Annotated in this window: 13 protein-coding genes; 6 read left to right on the forward strand and 7 right to left on the reverse strand. The window is 72.2% G+C overall.

Annotated elements, in window-relative coordinates:
- The first annotated feature begins 122 nt into the window (after nucleotides 1–122).
- On the forward strand, nucleotides 123–1,355 hold the full coding sequence (locus tag ACGFYN_RS20120) for a threonine aldolase family protein (RefSeq protein WP_393867177.1): 1,233 nt from the start codon (nucleotides 123–125) through the stop codon (nucleotides 1,353–1,355).
- On the opposite strand, the gene ACGFYN_RS20125 is transcribed toward ACGFYN_RS20120, so the two are convergent.
- Nucleotides 1,349–1,564, reverse strand: a complete 216-nt coding sequence (locus ACGFYN_RS20125) for a hypothetical protein (protein ID WP_393867178.1) — start codon at nucleotides 1,562–1,564, stop codon at nucleotides 1,349–1,351. The two genes, ACGFYN_RS20120 and ACGFYN_RS20125, sit on opposite strands and share 7 nt — an antisense overlap.
- 172 nt (nucleotides 1,565–1,736) lie before the next feature.
- Here ACGFYN_RS20125 and ACGFYN_RS20130 point away from each other — a divergent pair, with 172 nt between their 5' ends.
- Nucleotides 1,737–2,834, forward strand: coding sequence for a DUF5937 family protein (locus tag ACGFYN_RS20130; RefSeq protein WP_393867179.1), 1,098 nt, complete (start codon nucleotides 1,737–1,739; stop codon nucleotides 2,832–2,834).
- Between the two features lie 64 nt (nucleotides 2,835–2,898).
- Here ACGFYN_RS20130 and ACGFYN_RS20135 read toward each other — a convergent pair whose 3' ends face one another.
- From ACGFYN_RS20135 to ACGFYN_RS20145, 3 genes are all read right to left on the reverse strand, one after another.
- A complete protein-coding gene (locus ACGFYN_RS20135) occupies nucleotides 2,899–3,531 on the reverse strand; it encodes an AAA family ATPase (RefSeq protein ID WP_393867180.1) in 633 nt (210 codons plus the stop codon).
- A gap of 50 nt (nucleotides 3,532–3,581) precedes the next feature.
- Nucleotides 3,582–4,253, reverse strand: coding sequence for a response regulator (locus ACGFYN_RS20140; protein WP_393867181.1), 672 nt, complete (start codon nucleotides 4,251–4,253; stop codon nucleotides 3,582–3,584).
- A 95-nt stretch (nucleotides 4,254–4,348) separates the two neighbouring features.
- Nucleotides 4,349–5,551, reverse strand: a complete 1,203-nt coding sequence (locus ACGFYN_RS20145; protein ID WP_393867182.1) for a sensor histidine kinase — start codon at nucleotides 5,549–5,551, stop codon at nucleotides 4,349–4,351.
- Between the two features lie 118 nt (nucleotides 5,552–5,669).
- Here ACGFYN_RS20145 and ACGFYN_RS20150 point away from each other — a divergent pair, with 118 nt between their 5' ends.
- Complete coding sequence (locus ACGFYN_RS20150; protein WP_393867183.1) at nucleotides 5,670–6,683, forward strand: SAM-dependent methyltransferase; 1,014 nt, start codon at nucleotides 5,670–5,672, stop codon at nucleotides 6,681–6,683.
- A gap of 28 nt (nucleotides 6,684–6,711) precedes the next feature.
- Here the strand turns inward: ACGFYN_RS20150 and ACGFYN_RS20155 are convergent, their stop codons facing one another.
- On the reverse strand, nucleotides 6,712–7,863 hold the full coding sequence (locus tag ACGFYN_RS20155; RefSeq protein WP_393867184.1) for an NADH-quinone oxidoreductase subunit D: 1,152 nt from the start codon (nucleotides 7,861–7,863) through the stop codon (nucleotides 6,712–6,714).
- A gap of 32 nt (nucleotides 7,864–7,895) precedes the next feature.
- Between ACGFYN_RS20155 and ACGFYN_RS20160 the strand changes: the two genes are divergently transcribed.
- Together ACGFYN_RS20160 and ACGFYN_RS20165 are read left to right on the forward strand one after the other, a co-directional pair.
- Nucleotides 7,896–8,408, forward strand: a complete 513-nt coding sequence (locus tag ACGFYN_RS20160; RefSeq protein WP_393867185.1) for a PH domain-containing protein — start codon at nucleotides 7,896–7,898, stop codon at nucleotides 8,406–8,408.
- Nucleotides 8,405–9,775 carry a PH domain-containing protein gene (locus ACGFYN_RS20165; RefSeq protein ID WP_393867186.1) on the forward strand — a complete coding sequence of 457 codons (1,371 nt, stop codon included), beginning with the start codon at nucleotides 8,405–8,407 and terminating at the stop codon, nucleotides 9,773–9,775. Before ACGFYN_RS20160 ends, ACGFYN_RS20165 begins: the two co-directional genes overlap by 4 nt.
- A 35-nt stretch (nucleotides 9,776–9,810) precedes the next feature.
- Here ACGFYN_RS20165 and ACGFYN_RS20170 read toward each other — a convergent pair whose 3' ends face one another.
- Entirely contained in the window at nucleotides 9,811–11,358 is a 1,548-nt protein-coding gene (locus ACGFYN_RS20170; RefSeq protein WP_393867187.1) for a hypothetical protein, read from the reverse strand.
- Between the two features lie 135 nt (nucleotides 11,359–11,493).
- Complete coding sequence (locus ACGFYN_RS20175) at nucleotides 11,494–12,621, reverse strand: alpha/beta hydrolase (RefSeq protein WP_393867188.1); 1,128 nt, start codon at nucleotides 12,619–12,621, stop codon at nucleotides 11,494–11,496.
- A gap of 223 nt (nucleotides 12,622–12,844) precedes the next feature.
- On the opposite strand from ACGFYN_RS20175, the gene ACGFYN_RS20180 reads away from it, so the two are divergent.
- Entirely contained in the window at nucleotides 12,845–14,662 is a 1,818-nt protein-coding gene (locus ACGFYN_RS20180; protein WP_393867189.1) for a phosphatidylglycerol lysyltransferase domain-containing protein, read from the forward strand.
- Nucleotides 14,663–14,690 lie beyond the last annotated feature (28 nt).

The raw sequence follows: 14,690 nt of genomic DNA on the forward strand, positions 1-14,690 counted from the left end.
ACGCTATCGGTCCGAAGTGCGTTCGGCTGTCCACAGGCTGTGAGTAGTCACACGGTGACCCGCGCGGAAGGCCTGTGGAAATCCGGGTGCCCGCGCGGAGCGCGACGGGAATGATCCGCTGCATGAGTGACACGGCGGAACAGGGCGGGCAGCCGGACGAGCTGTCCGACGAAGAACGGCTCAAACAGCGGCGCAAGAGGCGGATCAGCGCGTACCGGAGCGCGGGGCGCGTGCTCGCGCGCCCCGGTTTCCTGGGCACGCTCGGCGAACGACTGGCGCTGCTGGACGACGCGCGGCACCTGCACGACCTGGACGAGCCGTCGGACATCTACGGCAACGGCATCGTCGAGACCCTGGAGGAGAAGGTCGCCGGACTGCTCGGCACGGAGGCGGCCGCGTTCTTCCCCACGGGCACGATGGCCCAGCAGGTGGCGCTGCGCTGCTGGGCGGGCCGCACCGGCAACCCCACGGTCGCCGTGCACGCGCTGGCCCACCCCGAGGTGCACGAACGCAATGCGTTCAGCCAGGTCAGCGGATTGCGCCCGGTACGGATCACGGGCGAGCCCCGGCTCCCGACCGCCGACGAGGTGCGCGACTTCGAGGAGCCCTTCGGGGCGCTGATGCTCGAACTGCCCCTCAGGGACGCCGGTTTCGTGCTGCCCTCCTGGGAAGAACTCACCGAGGTCGTCGAGGCCGCGCACGAGCGCGACGCGGTGGTGCACTTCGACGGCGCGCGCCTGTGGGAGTCCACCGTCCACTTCGGCCGCCCCCTGGACGAGATCGCGGGCCTGGCGGACAGCGTGTACGTGTCGTTCTACAAGTCCCTCGACGGCTACGGCGGCGCCGCGCTCGCCGGCCCCAGGACGCTCGTCGAGGAGGCGAGGACCTGGCGGCACCGGTACGGCGGCCAGATCTTCCAGCAGTTCCCGACCGCCCTGTCGGCCCTCGCAGGCCTGGAGCGGGAGCTTCCCCGGCTGCCCGCCTACGTGGCGCACGCGCGCATGGTCGCCGCCGCGCTGCGCGAGGGGTTCGCGGCGGCCGGGGTGCCCTGGGCGCGTGTCCATCCCGGGGTGCCGCACACCAACGAGTTCCAGGTCTGGCTGCCGTACGGAGTCGACGTCCTCTCGGAGGCCGCGATCCGGCAGGGCGAGGAGACGGGCACGCTGCTGTTCGCCAACGCCTGGGACGAGAAGGGCCCGGGTCTGGCCCTCACCGAGGTGTACGTACGGGCCGCGGGCCTGGAGTGGACCGCCGAGGACGTGAAGGCTGCGGTCGCGGAGTTCGCGTCCCGCCTCGCCGAGGAGGCCGGCAAGGCGGGAGCGCAAGGGAACGGTCGGGCCGGCAGCGGTCAGTAGGTGGAGCGCGGCCGCAGACGCAGCCACCGGACCACGGCCGGCCGTATCCGCCCATGGGCCGGGCGCCCGGCGAGGACCGCGCCGAACTGCCGGTGGTCGCGCAGCTCGCGCACGACCTGCCAGTCGTTCGCGCCGGGTGCGGGCGGGGCGGGCTCGCCCTGCCGGTGGGCGCGGTAGGTGTCGAGAAGGTACTGCTGCGTGATGCTCATGACGGATCGCCTCTTCGGGACTTCTCCGGATGTGGAACTCCGGAGAGGGACTGGGCTCCGCGGTCGCCCCGGTGATCCCAGGCTGCGCCGGTCGCCACGCAGAAGTCGCGCCGATTGACGGGCGGCGTCAATCGAGCACGGCGTTGTCAGTGGCGGGGTGCACCATGAGGTCATGAGCGTGCACATCGACATCGCGGGGCTGCGGCCGGAGAGGGTCGCCGTCGTCCCCTCGCCCCTGGCCGAGCTCGGCATGGCGCTGCACGCGCTGTCCGAGCCGGGGCACCACCCGGGCCTGCAAGGCTGGGTGACGGGCGTGGCGGCCCGCCTCGACCCGCACCTCGCGGACCGCATGTGCGAGGCCGACTTCCTGTGGCGGACGACGTTCTCGGACCTGTTCCTGCCGTACGCGGGCATCCCCGGCGCCATGCCCGGGGCCACGCTCGCCGAGGAGCTCGACCTGCTGGACAAGCTGACGGACGAGGAATTCGTCGACGCGGCACTGGAGTTCAGCTGCGCGATGCCCTACGGCGAGGGGCCGAGCCCGCTGGTCGACGCCGGGCTGCGCCGCCGCGCCCTGGAGCTGGCCGCCGCGCGCGGGCCGCAACAGGTGCGGTTCAGCGAGCTGTTGCTGGACGATCCGCCCAAGACCCGTTCCTGGCTGCGGCAGTTCCTGATGGACTGCGACGAGGCGTTCTTCGCGGAGAGCTGGTCCCGGCTGCGCCACCAGCTCACGGCGGACGCCCGCCACAAGACCGACCTGCTGCGCCGCAAGGGCCTGGCCGAAGCGCTGGCCGCCGTGTCCCCGGCCGTCGCGCTCGACGAGGCCGCCGGGGCGATCACGGTCGACAAGCTGAGCGTGGGCCGTACGGCCACGAAGGACCGCGGGCTGCTCCTGGTGCCGACGAGCCTCGGCTGGCCCCATCTCTCCGTCCTGTACTGGCACGGCTGGCAGCCGGTGCTGCACTACCCGGTCGGCTCCCCGGAACTCACGGCCCCGCCCTCCGTGCAGCAGCTCGCCCTGCGGATGACCGCCCTGTCGCACCCCGTCCGGATGCGGATCTGCCGCTACCTGGCCCGCAGCGCCTACACCACCAGCGAGCTGGCGCAGGCGCACGACATGACGGCCCCCGAGATATCCCGTCACCTGGGCGTGCTGAAGAAGGCGGGCCTGATCACCACGCGACGCCGCGGCCGGTACGTCCAGCACCAGCTGGACATAGCCGTCGTGGCCCGGCTGGGCAGCGACTTCCTGGAGGGCATCCTGCGCTGAGCGGGCGGACGCCGGGACCAGCCGGCGGGCACCACCCTGGGCTCGCGCGCCGAGCGCCGCCGGGTCAGTCGAACCGGATGTGCCGGATCCCCACCCCCGCCTGCCGCAGCCGGGTCCGCAGCGCGCCCTCGTTGTTGGGCCGCAGCGTCAGCCCGGCGAGCACGGCGATGCGGTCCGCGGTCTTCGGCACGGTCGAATGGTCCGTCCACAGATGCTCGGCGAACTCCGGCTCACTCAGCCGCTCCAGGCAGTGGTCGAGCTGCCGTACGGCCCAGGTCTCCCTGCACAGCCCGGCGTTCTTGCCGGCGACGTACTGAAGGAGGTGGCCGAAGCCGCGTTCACGCAGCCGCCCGAGGACCGTCTCCCGCTGGGCGAGGAGGGTGAAGTGGCGTACGTCATGGCCGAGTTCGCGCAGCCGGCCCACGGTCTCGTCCAGGTACCCGGAGTCCGTGACCGTCATCGGCGCGATCACGACTCCGTCGTGCTTGGTCAGGGCGAGGTCCAGCACCTCGACCACGCCCTGCCGCCATGACGTCAAGTCCTGGAAGTCGCCGCGCAGTTCGGGCGGGAGCATGCGGCGCAGGCCGAAGCCTGCGTGTTCGGGGTCGCAGATGACGCTGCCTCGCAGACGCCGCTGGATCTCGTGTGCGGTCTGTGTCTTGCCGCCCCCGAAGGGGCCGTTGATCCACAGGAGCATGCGCAGACCCTAGTGGGCGGCGGCCGCGCGAAGTGCACGCCCCCCGCGGCTCAGCCGTGCCCGCCCGCGCGCACCAGCCCGGTCTCGTACGCGAGGACCACGACCTGCACCCGGTCGCGCAGCCCCAGCTTGGTCAGGATGCGGCCGACGTGGGTCTTCACGGTCGCCTCGGACAGCACCAGCCGGGCCGCGATCTCGCCGTTGGACAGGCCCTGCGCGACCAGGATCATGACCTCGCGCTCGCGGTCGGTGAGCCGCTCCAGCTCCTTGTGCCGGGGCTCCTTGGCGCCGCTCGGCAGCATCGGCGCGAACCGGTCGAGCAGCCGGCGCGTGGTCGACGGGGCCACCACCGCGTCACCGCTGTGCACGGCGCGGATGGCGGCCAGCAGCTCGCCGGGCGGCACGTCCTTGAGCATGAAGCCCGAGGCACCCGCCTTCAGCCCGGAGAAGGCGTACTCGTCGAGGTCGAAGGTGGTCAGGATCAGCACCTTCGGCGGTTCGGGCTCCGAGCAGATGCGGCGGGTGGTCTCCACCCCGTCGAGCTTCGGCATGCGCACGTCCATCAGGACGACGTCGACGGCCGTCGCGCGCAGCACCTGAAGGGCCTCCACGCCGTCCCCCGCCTCCGCGACGACCTCCATGTCCGGCTGTGCGGCGAGCACCATCCGGAACCCGGTGCGCAGCAGCACCTGGTCGTCGACGAGCATCACGCGGATCGTCATCGGGCCTCTTCCGTTCTCGTCCGTTGCGGCAGTCTCCGGCTGCGCGGTCGGCGCAGCGGGTCGTCACAGGTGTCAGCAGGGGGCGTGCGTACGCGTCAGTGTGCGGGTTTCAGCGGCAGCAGCGCACTGATCCGGAATCCGCCGCCGGGGCGCGGGCCCGCGTCGAGCGTGCCACCGACCATACCGACCCGCTCGCGCATGCCGATCAGCCCATGGCCCTGGCCGTCGAACCCACCCTCCTCGTACAGCTCGTGCGGGGCGCCCTTGCCGTCGTCCTCGACGAGCAGGCCCAGGCCGTCGTCGAAGTAGACGAGGCGCACGCTCGCGCCCGTGTTGGGCCCGCCGTGCTTGCGGGTGTTGGTCAGGGCCTCCTGCACGATGCGGTACGCGGTGAGCTCGACACCGCTGGGCAGCGGGCGCGGGGTGCCCTCGACCTTGAAGTCGACGGGCAGGCCGGAGGTGCGGCACTGCTCGATCAGCTCGTCTATCTGCTCGACGTCGGGCTGCGGCACGTACTCGCCGGCCTCCTTGTGCTCGCCGGTGCGCAGCACGCCGAGCAGGCGGCGCATCTCGGCGAGGGCCTGGCGGCCGGTGGAGGAGATGGTCTCCAGTGCCTTCTTCGCCTGGTCCGGTGCGGCGTCGAGGACGTAGGCGGCGCCGTCGGCCTGCACCACCATCACCGAGACGTTGTGCGCGACGACGTCGTGCAGCTCGCGCGCGATGCGGGCGCGCTCGGCGGCGACCGCGACCTTGGCCTGCGCCTCGCGCTCCTTCTCCAGCCGGGCGTTGCGCTCCTCGAGCTGCGCGAAGTAGGCGCGCCGGGTGCGGATGGAGTCGCCGAGCACCCAGGCCAGCGCGAACGGCACCGTCTGGAAGACCACTATGGCGAGATTGCCCAGCGTGCTGGAGTGCTCGTTCGGCCAGCGCAGCTGCGCGACCAGGGCCGCGCTCAGGCCGGTGCCCAGCGCCGCCCGGGAGGCCCAGCGGGCGCCTGTCGCCGCGACCGTGTAGACGATCACCAGCATCGCGAAGTCGGCGACCGTGGTCTCGACGTCCAGCGCGACCTGCACCACGCCGAGCCCGATCGTCAGCAGCAGCATCTTCTCCGGCATACGGCGGCGCAGCGCGATCACCAGGCACAGCAGGAACGCGATCGGAATGATCAGCGCCATCGAGTCGGTGCCCCGGGACTCCTGGTGGGCGGCTGCGCCCACGACCGAGATCCCGAACAGGAAGACGGCCCAGAAGCTGTCGACCCCTGTCGGGTGCCTGCGGAGGAAGTCATAGAGGCGCTGCACGTAACCCAGAGTAGGGAAGCGGGATGCGTGCAGGGGTCAACCGGAGGGCCGATCCGCACCGACCGCGCATACTCCCCAAGGTGGAGGCCCCCCTGTCCTGCGCGCTTAGCCTTGGCCAGTGACGGGAGAGACATCCGGCCAGTGGCACGGCTGGCGGACGGCGGCTCAGGCGGCCCTGTACGGGCCCGGCGGCTTCTATCGCGGGCCCGGGGGGCCGGCCGCGCACTTCCGTACGTCGGTGCACGCCTCGCCGCTGTTCGCCGAGGCCGTGGCGCGGCTGCTGGGCCGGGTCGACGCGGCCCTGGACCGGCCGGAGTCGCTCGCCTTCGTCGACATGGCCGCGGGGCGGGGCGAACTGGCGGGCGGCGTGCTGGCCGCGCTGCCTGCGGACGTGCTGGCCCGCACGCGCGCGTACGCCGTCGAGATCGCCGGACGCCCGGACGGCCTGGACGACCGGATCGAGTGGCTGGCCGCACCGCCGCGGGGTGTCACCGGGCTCCTGTTCGCCAACGAGTGGCTGGACAACGTCCCCGTGGACGTCGCCGAGGTGGACGCGGCGGGCGCGGTGCGCCGTGTGCTCGTACGGCAGGACGGGACCGAGCGGCTCGGGGAGCCGGTAGGCGGTGCGGCGGCCGAGTGGCTCGCCCGGTGGTGGCCGCTGCCGGCCGAGGAGGGGCTGCGGGCCGAGATCGGGCTGCCCAGGGACGAGGCGTGGGCGGACGCGGTCGCCTCGCTCGGCCGGGGGCTCGCGGTCGCCGTCGACTACGCGCACTCCCGGGACGCGCGCCCCCCGTTCGGGACGCTCACCGGCTTCCGCGCCGGGCGGGAGACGGCGCCCGTGCCCGACGGGTCGTGCGACATCACGGCGCATGTGGCCCTCGACGCGTGCGCGACGCACATGGCAGCGCGTGGCCTCCCCGGCGCACGCCTGCTGCACCAGCGCGACGCCCTGCGCACCCTGGGTATCACCGGCGCACGCCCCCCGCTCACGCTCGCGTCCGACCAGCCCGCCGCCTACGTTCGCGCCCTCGCGAGCGCCGGCGAGGCCGCCGAACTCACCGCTCCGGGCGGCCTCGGCGACTTCGGCTGGCTGCTCCAGCCGGTGGGGATCACGGACCCGCTCGACGGGTGACGCCACCCGCCGGCCGGCGCCACCGGCACTACTTGTCGATGTCTCCGACCACGAAGAACATCGACCCCAGGATCGCCACCATGTCCGCGACCAGCGTCCCCGGCAGCAGCTCCACGAGCGCCTGGATGTTGTTGTACGAGGCGGAGCGCAGCTTCAGCCGGTACGGGGTCTTCTCGCCCTTGCTCACCAGGTAGTAGCCGTTGATGCCGAGCGGGTTCTCGGTCCAGGCGTAGGTGTGTCCCTCGGGCGCCTTCAGGACCTTGGGGAGGCGCTGGTTGATCGGCCCGGGCGGCAGGTCGGCGAGCCGGTCCAGGCAGGCGTCGGCGAGGTCGAGCGCGACATGGGTCTGCTCCAGGAGCACCTCGAAGCGGGCCAGACAGTCGCCCTCCCGCCGCGTGACGACCCTCAGGGTGTCCTGCAGCTCGCCGTAGGCGAGATACGGCTCGTCGCGGCGCAGGTCGAAGTCGACGCCCGAGCCGCGCGCGATCGGCCCGCTCACGCCGTACGCGTGCACGGCCTCCGGCGCCAGCGCGCCCACGCCCCGCGTGCGCCCGCGGAAGATCTCGTTGCCGAGCACCAGGTCGTCGAACCGGTCCATGCGCGAGCGCACCGCGGCGACCGCAGCACGCGCGCGTGCGCTCCAGCCCGCGGGCAGGTCCTCCTTGAGGCCGCCGACGCGGTTGAACATGTAGTGCATACGGCCGCCGGAGACCTCCTCCATGACGTTCTGGAGGACCTCCCGCTCCCGGAAGGCGTAGAAGACCGGCGTGATGCCGCCGAGCTCCAGCGGGTAGGAGCCGAGGAACATCAGGTGGTTGAGCACCCGGTTGAGCTCCGCCAGCAGCGTGCGCGTCCACACCGCGCGCGTGGGGACCTCCATGCCGAGCATGCGTTCCACGGCGAGGACCACACCGAGCTCGTTCGAGAAGGCCGACAGCCAGTCGTGGCGGTTGGCGAGCATGATGATCTGGCGGTAGTCGCGCGCCTCGAAGAGCTTCTCGGCGCCCCGGTGCATGTAGCCGATCACCGGCTCCGCGTGCATGATCCGCTCGCCGTCCAGCACCAGTCGCAGGCGCAGTACGCCGTGCGTGGACGGGTGCTGCGGTCCGATGTTGAGCACCATGTCGGTGCTCTCCGCGGCGCCGCCGATACCGACCATGGTCTCCGTCGTAGGAGTCATGGAACACAGTCTCTCCTACGTACGCTGGCGGTATGGAGACGGGGAGCCCGCCGGGCGCGGGGACCACGGGGGACGAGACGGCGGAGCCGGCCTGGATCGGGCTGCCTCCCGCGGTGCTGCGGATGCGGCGACTGCTGCTGGTGGTGTGGCTGGGGCTGCTGGTCCTCGCCCTGGGCCTGCTGCTGGGGCTGCTGGCCGGGCCCGCCTGGGCCGCCTTCGCGCTGCTGCCTCTGGCGTCGGCGGTCTGGGGCTGGGTGCTGCTCGGCCGCAACTGGCGGTCCTGGCGCTACGCCGAGCGCGCCGACGACCTGCTGATCAGCCGAGGCGTGCTGTGGCGCGAGGAGACCGTCGTGCCGTACGGGCGGATGCAGCTGGTCGAGGTGACCTCCGGGCCAGTCGAGCGGCACTTCGGGCTGGCCAGCGTGCAGCTGCACACGGCGGCAGCCGCCACCGACGCGACCATCCCCGGCCTCGACCCGGCCGAGGCGGAGCGGCTGCGCGACCGGCTCACCGAGCTCGGCGAGGCCCGATCGGCCGGCCTGTGACCGCGCCGGGCGTCGAGGACGCCGTACGGGAGAAGGAGCCCGTCACCGAACGGCGGCTGCACCCGGTGACGCCCCTGAGGCGGGCGTGGGCGCCGGTGGCCGTCGTCATCGGGTGGGCGGTGCACGACCCCGACCAGGCACAGCGCCAGCTGACGAGGCTGACGGCCACGACCCTCCTGATCGCGATCGCCGTCCTCGTCCCGGTCGCCGCTCTGTACGGCTTCATGACCTGGTGGTTCACGCACTTCGCGGTGACGGAGAGCGAACTGCGCATCCGTACCGGCCTGTTGTTCCGGCGCACCGCGCACATCCGGCTGGAACGCATCCAGGCCGTCGACGTCACCCAGCCGCTCCTCGCGCGCGTGGCGGGCGTCGCCAAGCTCAAACTCGACGTCATAGGCACCGACAAGAAGGACGAGCTCGCCTTCCTGGGGGAGCGCGAGGCGCGTGCGCTGCGCGCCGAACTCCTCGCGCGCGCCGCGGGGTTCGCGCCCGAGACGGCGCACGAGGTCGGTGAGGCACCGGCGCGCGAGCTGCTGCGCACGCCTCCGCTGGACCTTGCGATCTCCGTCTTGCTGACGGGCGCCACCTGGGGCTCGCTGGTCGCGGCGCTCGTCGTCCCGTCGGTGCTGTGGCTGGCCACCCACAGCGTGTGGACGGTCCTCGCGACGGGCGTGCCGCTGCTGGGCGCGGCGGGCGCGAGCAGTGTGGGGCGGTTCGTCGGCGAGTACGACTGGACGGTCGGCGAGTCGCCCGACGGGCTGCGCATCGACCACGGACTGCTCGACCGGACGCACGAGACGGTGCCGCCCGGCCGGGTGCAGACCGTGCGGATCGTGGAGCCGCTGCTGTGGCGGCGGCGCGGTTGGGTGCGGGTGGAGCTGGACGTGGCCGGCTCGTCCAACTCCGTGCTGGTGCCGGTGGCTCCGCGGGCGGTCGCGGAGTCGGTCGTCGCGCGCGTGCTGCCCGGGGTGACCGTCCCGGCGGCCGTGTCACGCCCCCCGAAGCGGGCCGGGCGGTGCGTGCCGGTGTGGTGGCGGGGGCACGGACTCGCGGTCACCGACGCGGTGTTCGCCGCCCGGCACGGGCTGCTGCGCCGGAGCCTTGCGCTCGTTCCGCACGCGAAGGTGCAGAGCGTACGGCTGGCCCAGGGGCCCTGGGAGCGGCTGTGGCGGGTCGCCGACATCCATGTGGACACGGGGGCCAACAAGACCGTGACGGCCCGGCTGCGGGACGCGCAGGAGGCGGCGGAGCTGCTGCGGGCGCAGGCCGAGCGGTCGAGGACGGGACGCAGGGACGCCCGCCCGGACCGCTGGATGGCACCGCCGGCCGACGCCCCGGAGGCACAGGAAAGCCGGCGGCCCTAGGGCCGCCGGCTTCGGGGACTCAGGAGCGCCGCGCGTCAGGAGACCGCGCTGCGCAGACCCTGCACGTCGATCTGCTCGGTCTCGTCGTGGGCCGTCAGGTCGATCACCTGGCCGGCGTCGCGCGTCTCCGCTCCCGCCGGCTTGAACTCCGCCTCGGCCTCGGCCTTGTGGAGCGCGAGCGCCTCCTCGCCGACCACGTCTGCGAGGTCCTCGTTCTGCACGGCCTCGATGGCCTTCGGGAACGGTTCCGCCTTCGTACCGAAGAAGTCGAACCCGCCCTCGACCGCCGGGCGGGCGGGCGCGGCGGGCACCACGGCCACCGCGGTCGGGGCGACGAAGTGACCCGCGGGCTGCTTCGCCGACGGCGTGTGCCGGGCCGGAGTGGTGGCGGCCGCGCGCTCATGCCCGTCGACCGCCACAGGTTGCCCCTGCGACTCGTCCTCCTGCGCCGCGGTCTCGGCACCGCCGTCGGCGGCGGCCTCCGACGCGATCGGAGCCGACTCGGTCGCGGAGGCGGGTGCCTCGCTCGTCGCGGCGGCGGCCTGCGCCTTCACGGGCTCGCGCTTGCGGGACCTGTCGCCCTTGGGACCGTCGCCTTTCGGCGAACCGTCGTCCTCGGGTGCGGGGCCGTTCCCGGTCTCCGAGGAGTCGCCACTCGGGGAGTCGTCGGCCAGCTCGTCGTCAGCCAACTCGTCATCGGCTGGGGAGTCGTCGTTCGGAGAGTCGTCGTTCGAGGAGCCGGTCGCCGGGTCGTCCTGCGACTCCGACGCGGCGTCCTCGGCGGGCGCGGCCTCCTCGGAATCCTCGGAATCCTCGGCGAAGTCCTCCGCGGAACCGTCCTCGTCCTCGTCGAACCGCTTCAGCGCCGCCTTCGCCCGCAGGAACAGATGCGATCCCTCCGGGGAGAAGACCGTGCGGCCCTCCGCAGGCTCCTTGCCGTCCTCGGCGTCCGCCACGTCCGCCGTCTCCTCCGCGTCCACCGAGGCAGCCACAGCCTCGGTCTCCGCGGCGTCGGACCCGGCGGCATCGGGCTCGGCGGCATCGATGTCCGCGGCCTCGATGTCCCTGTCCGTACCGGTGTCCGCAATGTCCTGCGTCGGCACGGGCGGCAGCGCACGCGCGGGCGTGCCCGCCTCTATCTCGAGCAGGCGGCGGCCCTCCAGGGCGCTCGCGCGCTCGGTCTCGGCGGTGGCGTACCGCCGCAGCAGCGCCGCGTGTTCGTTGCGCAGGCCCGCCAGTTCGGCGCGCTTGGCCCGCAGCCGCTGCTCGAGCTTGACGCGCAGCTCGCGCGACTCCTCGAGGTCGGTCTCCAGCTCGGCGACCCGCTCCTCGTGCCGCCACTCGTCGCTCGCACGCGCGCGCGTGAGGTCGGCGACCTGTTTGCCCGCCTGGGTGTCCCAGCGGCGCATGACGGCCGCACCGACGATCGCCGTCGCCGCGGCCGCCGCGGCGATGACACGGAGCACGGCCTGCTGCGTGAAGACCCAGGGACCGAAGGCGCAGACGAAGGAGACGCCTGCGATCGCCGACGGGGGAAGCAGCCTGTGCAGGGGCGGGGAATGGCGGTGACGTCCACGTGGCATGGCCAGAAACTTACCGCGCGTAGGCGACCCTTGGTGCCCCGCCCCGCAAAAACACAGCCATACCGAAACGTTCACATGGCATCAGGAATTGACCGTCGTCGAATTCGGCAAGATCAACATCATCCGAAACCCCTGTCACCTGTCGCTCAGCCGCCCACTGATCCACTGCAGCGTCGCGGGAATCTCCCTGCGCCAGGTGTTGAAGTTGTGACCGCCGCTTTCGAGGATGATCGACGAGATCCGCGTCAGCTTCGTGGCCTGCACACGCCCTATGAACTTCAGCGTCGCCTTGTAGTTGGATTCCCCGATCCGGCTGCTGGTGACGAGCAGCGAAGTGTCGGGCGCGCGCAGGTGGTTGAGGCACCACCACAGATCGGCCCGATTGCGCAGCGCCTTGTTCCCGCGGAAGAGATCGCCCGTGGTGGGGTCGACCGGCGCCTTGTAGTACGGCGACAGGCCCGCCGCGGCGGCGTACGACCTGGGGTGGTGCATGGCCAGCTTCAGCGCGCAGTAACCGCCCGTGGAGTCGCCGATGATGCCCCAGCTGCCCGGTTTCCTGCCCATTCTGTAGTGCGCGACCAGGGCGTCGGGCAGGTCTTTGGCGAAGAATGTCTCCGTCTGCGGGCCGCCCGGAACATCCACGCACTCCGTGTCCCTCGGCGGCGCCACCGTGGGACGCAGCATCACCAGGATCATCGGCTGCATACGCCCGTCCTTGGCGAGCTCCTGGGCGGTGCGGGGATAGTGCAGTTTGCTCACGAGCGCCTCGGCGGTGCCCGGATATCCGGTCAGTACGACAGTGGCCGGAAAAGTACGCGCCCGGTAGCGCGCCTGGAAGTACTCCGGCGGCAAATACACATACGCGGGTGTGGCGATGTGTGTCGTACGCCCGACGATGTCGACCTTCTGGATCTCACCGCCCACCTCGGGCGCGGAATCGCCGGCTCCGCGCACGCCCGCCGTGTTGAGCACCTCCAGCGGGCCGCCCGAGCCGCCGAGCGCCGTGTGGTTGACGACGACGCCCTGGTCTTTCTCCTGGCCGAACAGGTCCGCCCAGCTTGCGTAGAACCCGAAGGCCTGGTTGGCGGCGAGGCCCACCGAGGCGAAGAGGGCCACCTGGGTACCGAGCATCAGGCCGACGCGGCCGCCGACGGCGCGCCAGTTCCGGCGCGCGAGGCGCGGCCACAGCCACACCGTGCCGATGAACAGCAGCACGGCGAACGCGACCGCCACACACAGCACTTTGTTGCTCGTAAGACCCATGACCAGCTTCCTGCCTGCGGTTTCACCCGGCTCCCCCGCACCTTCGCAAGGGCTTGTCCGGGACTTTCCTCGGGCTTTTCAACGCCTTTGAGAAGCGGAGTGAACCTCTCCTCCCGTGACACCGTCCTAGAGGGCGCAATGTCGCCGGATGCCCGAATCGGCACCGGATCCAAGGTCTCTCGCAGAACTACGGGATGCGATGTCTGTCAGGACAGATGAGGAAATGTCGGGTGGGGTTCCCACCCGATCACGCAGCGCGCGGCGCGTATTCCGTGGTCCGCGCCCCGAGGCCGTTCCCGTCCTGGTCGCCAGGGCGTGCGCCGTCGTCGGTCTGCTGGACGTCGCGGCGGGTGTCTTCCCGCGCTTCCGGCACAGCCGTATGCACACGCTCGCCGAGGTGCTGCCCGGCTCGTTCGGCCCCTTCGCGGCCGCGCTGTCGCTGAGCGCCGGCATCCTTCTGCTGCTGCTCGCGCACGGCCTTCGGCGCGGCAAACGCCGGGCCTGGCGCGCCGCGGTGGCACTGCTGCCGGCGGGCGCCGTGGCGCAGTTCACATACCGGCACTCCGTCGTCGGCATGATCATCTCGCTGGCGCTGCTCGCACCACTGCTGCGCCATCGCGACCAGTTCGCGGCACTGCCCGACCCGCGCAGCCGGTGGCGGGCGCTCGCCAACTTCGTGCTCATGGGCGCCGGTTCCCTCGTGCTCGGACTGGTCATCGTCAGCGTCCACCCGAACCGCATGGTCGGCGATCCGAGCCTGGCCGACCGCATCACACACGTGCTCTACGGCCTGTTCGGCTTCGAGGGCCCGGTGGCCTATCAGGGCAGCACCTCCTGGACAGTGGCGTTCTCGCTGGGCGCCCTCGGGCTGATCACCGCCGTGACGACCATTTACCTCGCCTTCCGTCCCGAACACCCGGCGGCGCGCCTGACGGAGGACGACGAGGCACACCTGCGGGCGCTTCTGGAGAAGCACGGCCGCCGCGACTCGCTCGGCCACTTCGCGCTGCGCCGCGACAAGGCCGTGGTCTTCTCGCCCAGCGGCAAGGCGGCGGTGACGTACCGCGTCGTGTCCGGCGTGATGCTCGCCAGCGGCGACCCCATCGGCGACGTCGAGGCCTGGCCGGGCGCCATCGAGCACTTCATGGACGTCGCCAAGGCCCATTCCTGGACGCCCGCGGTCATGGGCTGCTCCGAGACGGGCGGCGAGGTGTGGACCCGCGAGACCGGCCTCGACGCCCTCGAACTGGGCGACGAGGCGGTGGTGGACGTGGCGGATTTCTCCCTCACCGGCCGCGCGATGCGCAACGTGCGCCAGATGGTCAAGCGCATCGAGCGCGCCGGTTACGAAACCCGGGTACGTCGTGTCCGTGACCTCGGCGACGCCGAGCTGGAGCGGATCCGCCAGGCCGCCGAGGACTGGCGCGGCACCGACACCGAGCGCGGCTTCTCCATGGCGCTGGGCCGCATCGGCGACCCCTCCGACGGCGACTGCCTGATCGCCACCGCCCACAAGGCCGACGAGGAGCCCGGAGAGTACGGCGACCTCAAGGCGATCCTGCACTTCGTCCCCTGGGGCGGCGACGGCGCCTCCCTGGACCTGATGCGCCGCGACCGTTCGGCCGACCCCGGCATGAACGAGCTCCTCATCGTCGCGGCACTGGAGGCGGCGCCGAAGTTCGGCATCACGCGCGTGTCGCTCAACTTCGCGATGTTCCGCTCGGCACTCGCAAGGGGCGAGAAGATCGGCGCGGGCCCGGTGCTGCGCGCCTGGCGCGGACTGCTGGTGTTCCTCTCCCGCTGGTTCCAGATCGAGTCGCTGTACAAGTTCAACGCCAAGTTCCGGCCGCGCTGGGAACCGCGCTTCGTCGTCTACCGCGCCTCCGCCGACCTGCCTCGGATCGGCTTCGCCGCCATGCAGGCGGAGGGCTTCGTCGACCTCGCCCTCGCGCTGCCGCGCTTCCTGCGCCGCCGCAAGCCCGCCCCGCGCGCGTGCCCGCACACCCACGCCCTCGCGGAGCACGACGCACGCGCCGCGTGACCTACGGCCCCTGGCCGCACGCCGACAG

The organism is Streptomyces sp. NPDC048419, assembly GCF_043200415.1.
In the GTDB taxonomy this organism is placed as follows: Bacteria; Actinomycetota; Actinomycetes; order Streptomycetales; family Streptomycetaceae; genus Streptomyces.

What these genes read in the sequence shown, in the direction of transcription:
- ACGFYN_RS20155 (WP_393867184.1), bottom strand. Translation starts at nt 7,863, where the DNA reads ATGACTCCTACGACGGAGACCATGGTCGGTATCGGCGGCGCCGCGGAG.
- ACGFYN_RS20175 (WP_393867188.1), bottom strand. Translation starts at nt 12,621, where the DNA reads ATGGGTCTTACGAGCAACAAAGTGCTGTGTGTGGCGGTCGCGTTCGCC.
- ACGFYN_RS20120 (WP_393867177.1), top strand. Translation starts at nt 123, where the DNA reads ATGAGTGACACGGCGGAACAGGGCGGGCAGCCGGACGAGCTGTCCGAC.
- ACGFYN_RS20125 (WP_393867178.1), bottom strand. Translation starts at nt 1,564, where the DNA reads ATGAGCATCACGCAGCAGTACCTTCTCGACACCTACCGCGCCCACCGG.
- ACGFYN_RS20160 (WP_393867185.1), top strand. Translation starts at nt 7,896, where the DNA reads ATGGAGACGGGGAGCCCGCCGGGCGCGGGGACCACGGGGGACGAGACG.
- ACGFYN_RS20130 (WP_393867179.1), top strand. Translation starts at nt 1,737, where the DNA reads ATGAGCGTGCACATCGACATCGCGGGGCTGCGGCCGGAGAGGGTCGCC.
- ACGFYN_RS20140 (WP_393867181.1), bottom strand. Translation starts at nt 4,253, where the DNA reads ATGACGATCCGCGTGATGCTCGTCGACGACCAGGTGCTGCTGCGCACC.
- ACGFYN_RS20135 (WP_393867180.1), bottom strand. Translation starts at nt 3,531, where the DNA reads ATGCTCCTGTGGATCAACGGCCCCTTCGGGGGCGGCAAGACACAGACC.
- ACGFYN_RS20170 (WP_393867187.1), bottom strand. Translation starts at nt 11,358, where the DNA reads ATGCCACGTGGACGTCACCGCCATTCCCCGCCCCTGCACAGGCTGCTT.
- ACGFYN_RS20180 (WP_393867189.1), top strand. Translation starts at nt 12,845, where the DNA reads ATGTCGGGTGGGGTTCCCACCCGATCACGCAGCGCGCGGCGCGTATTC.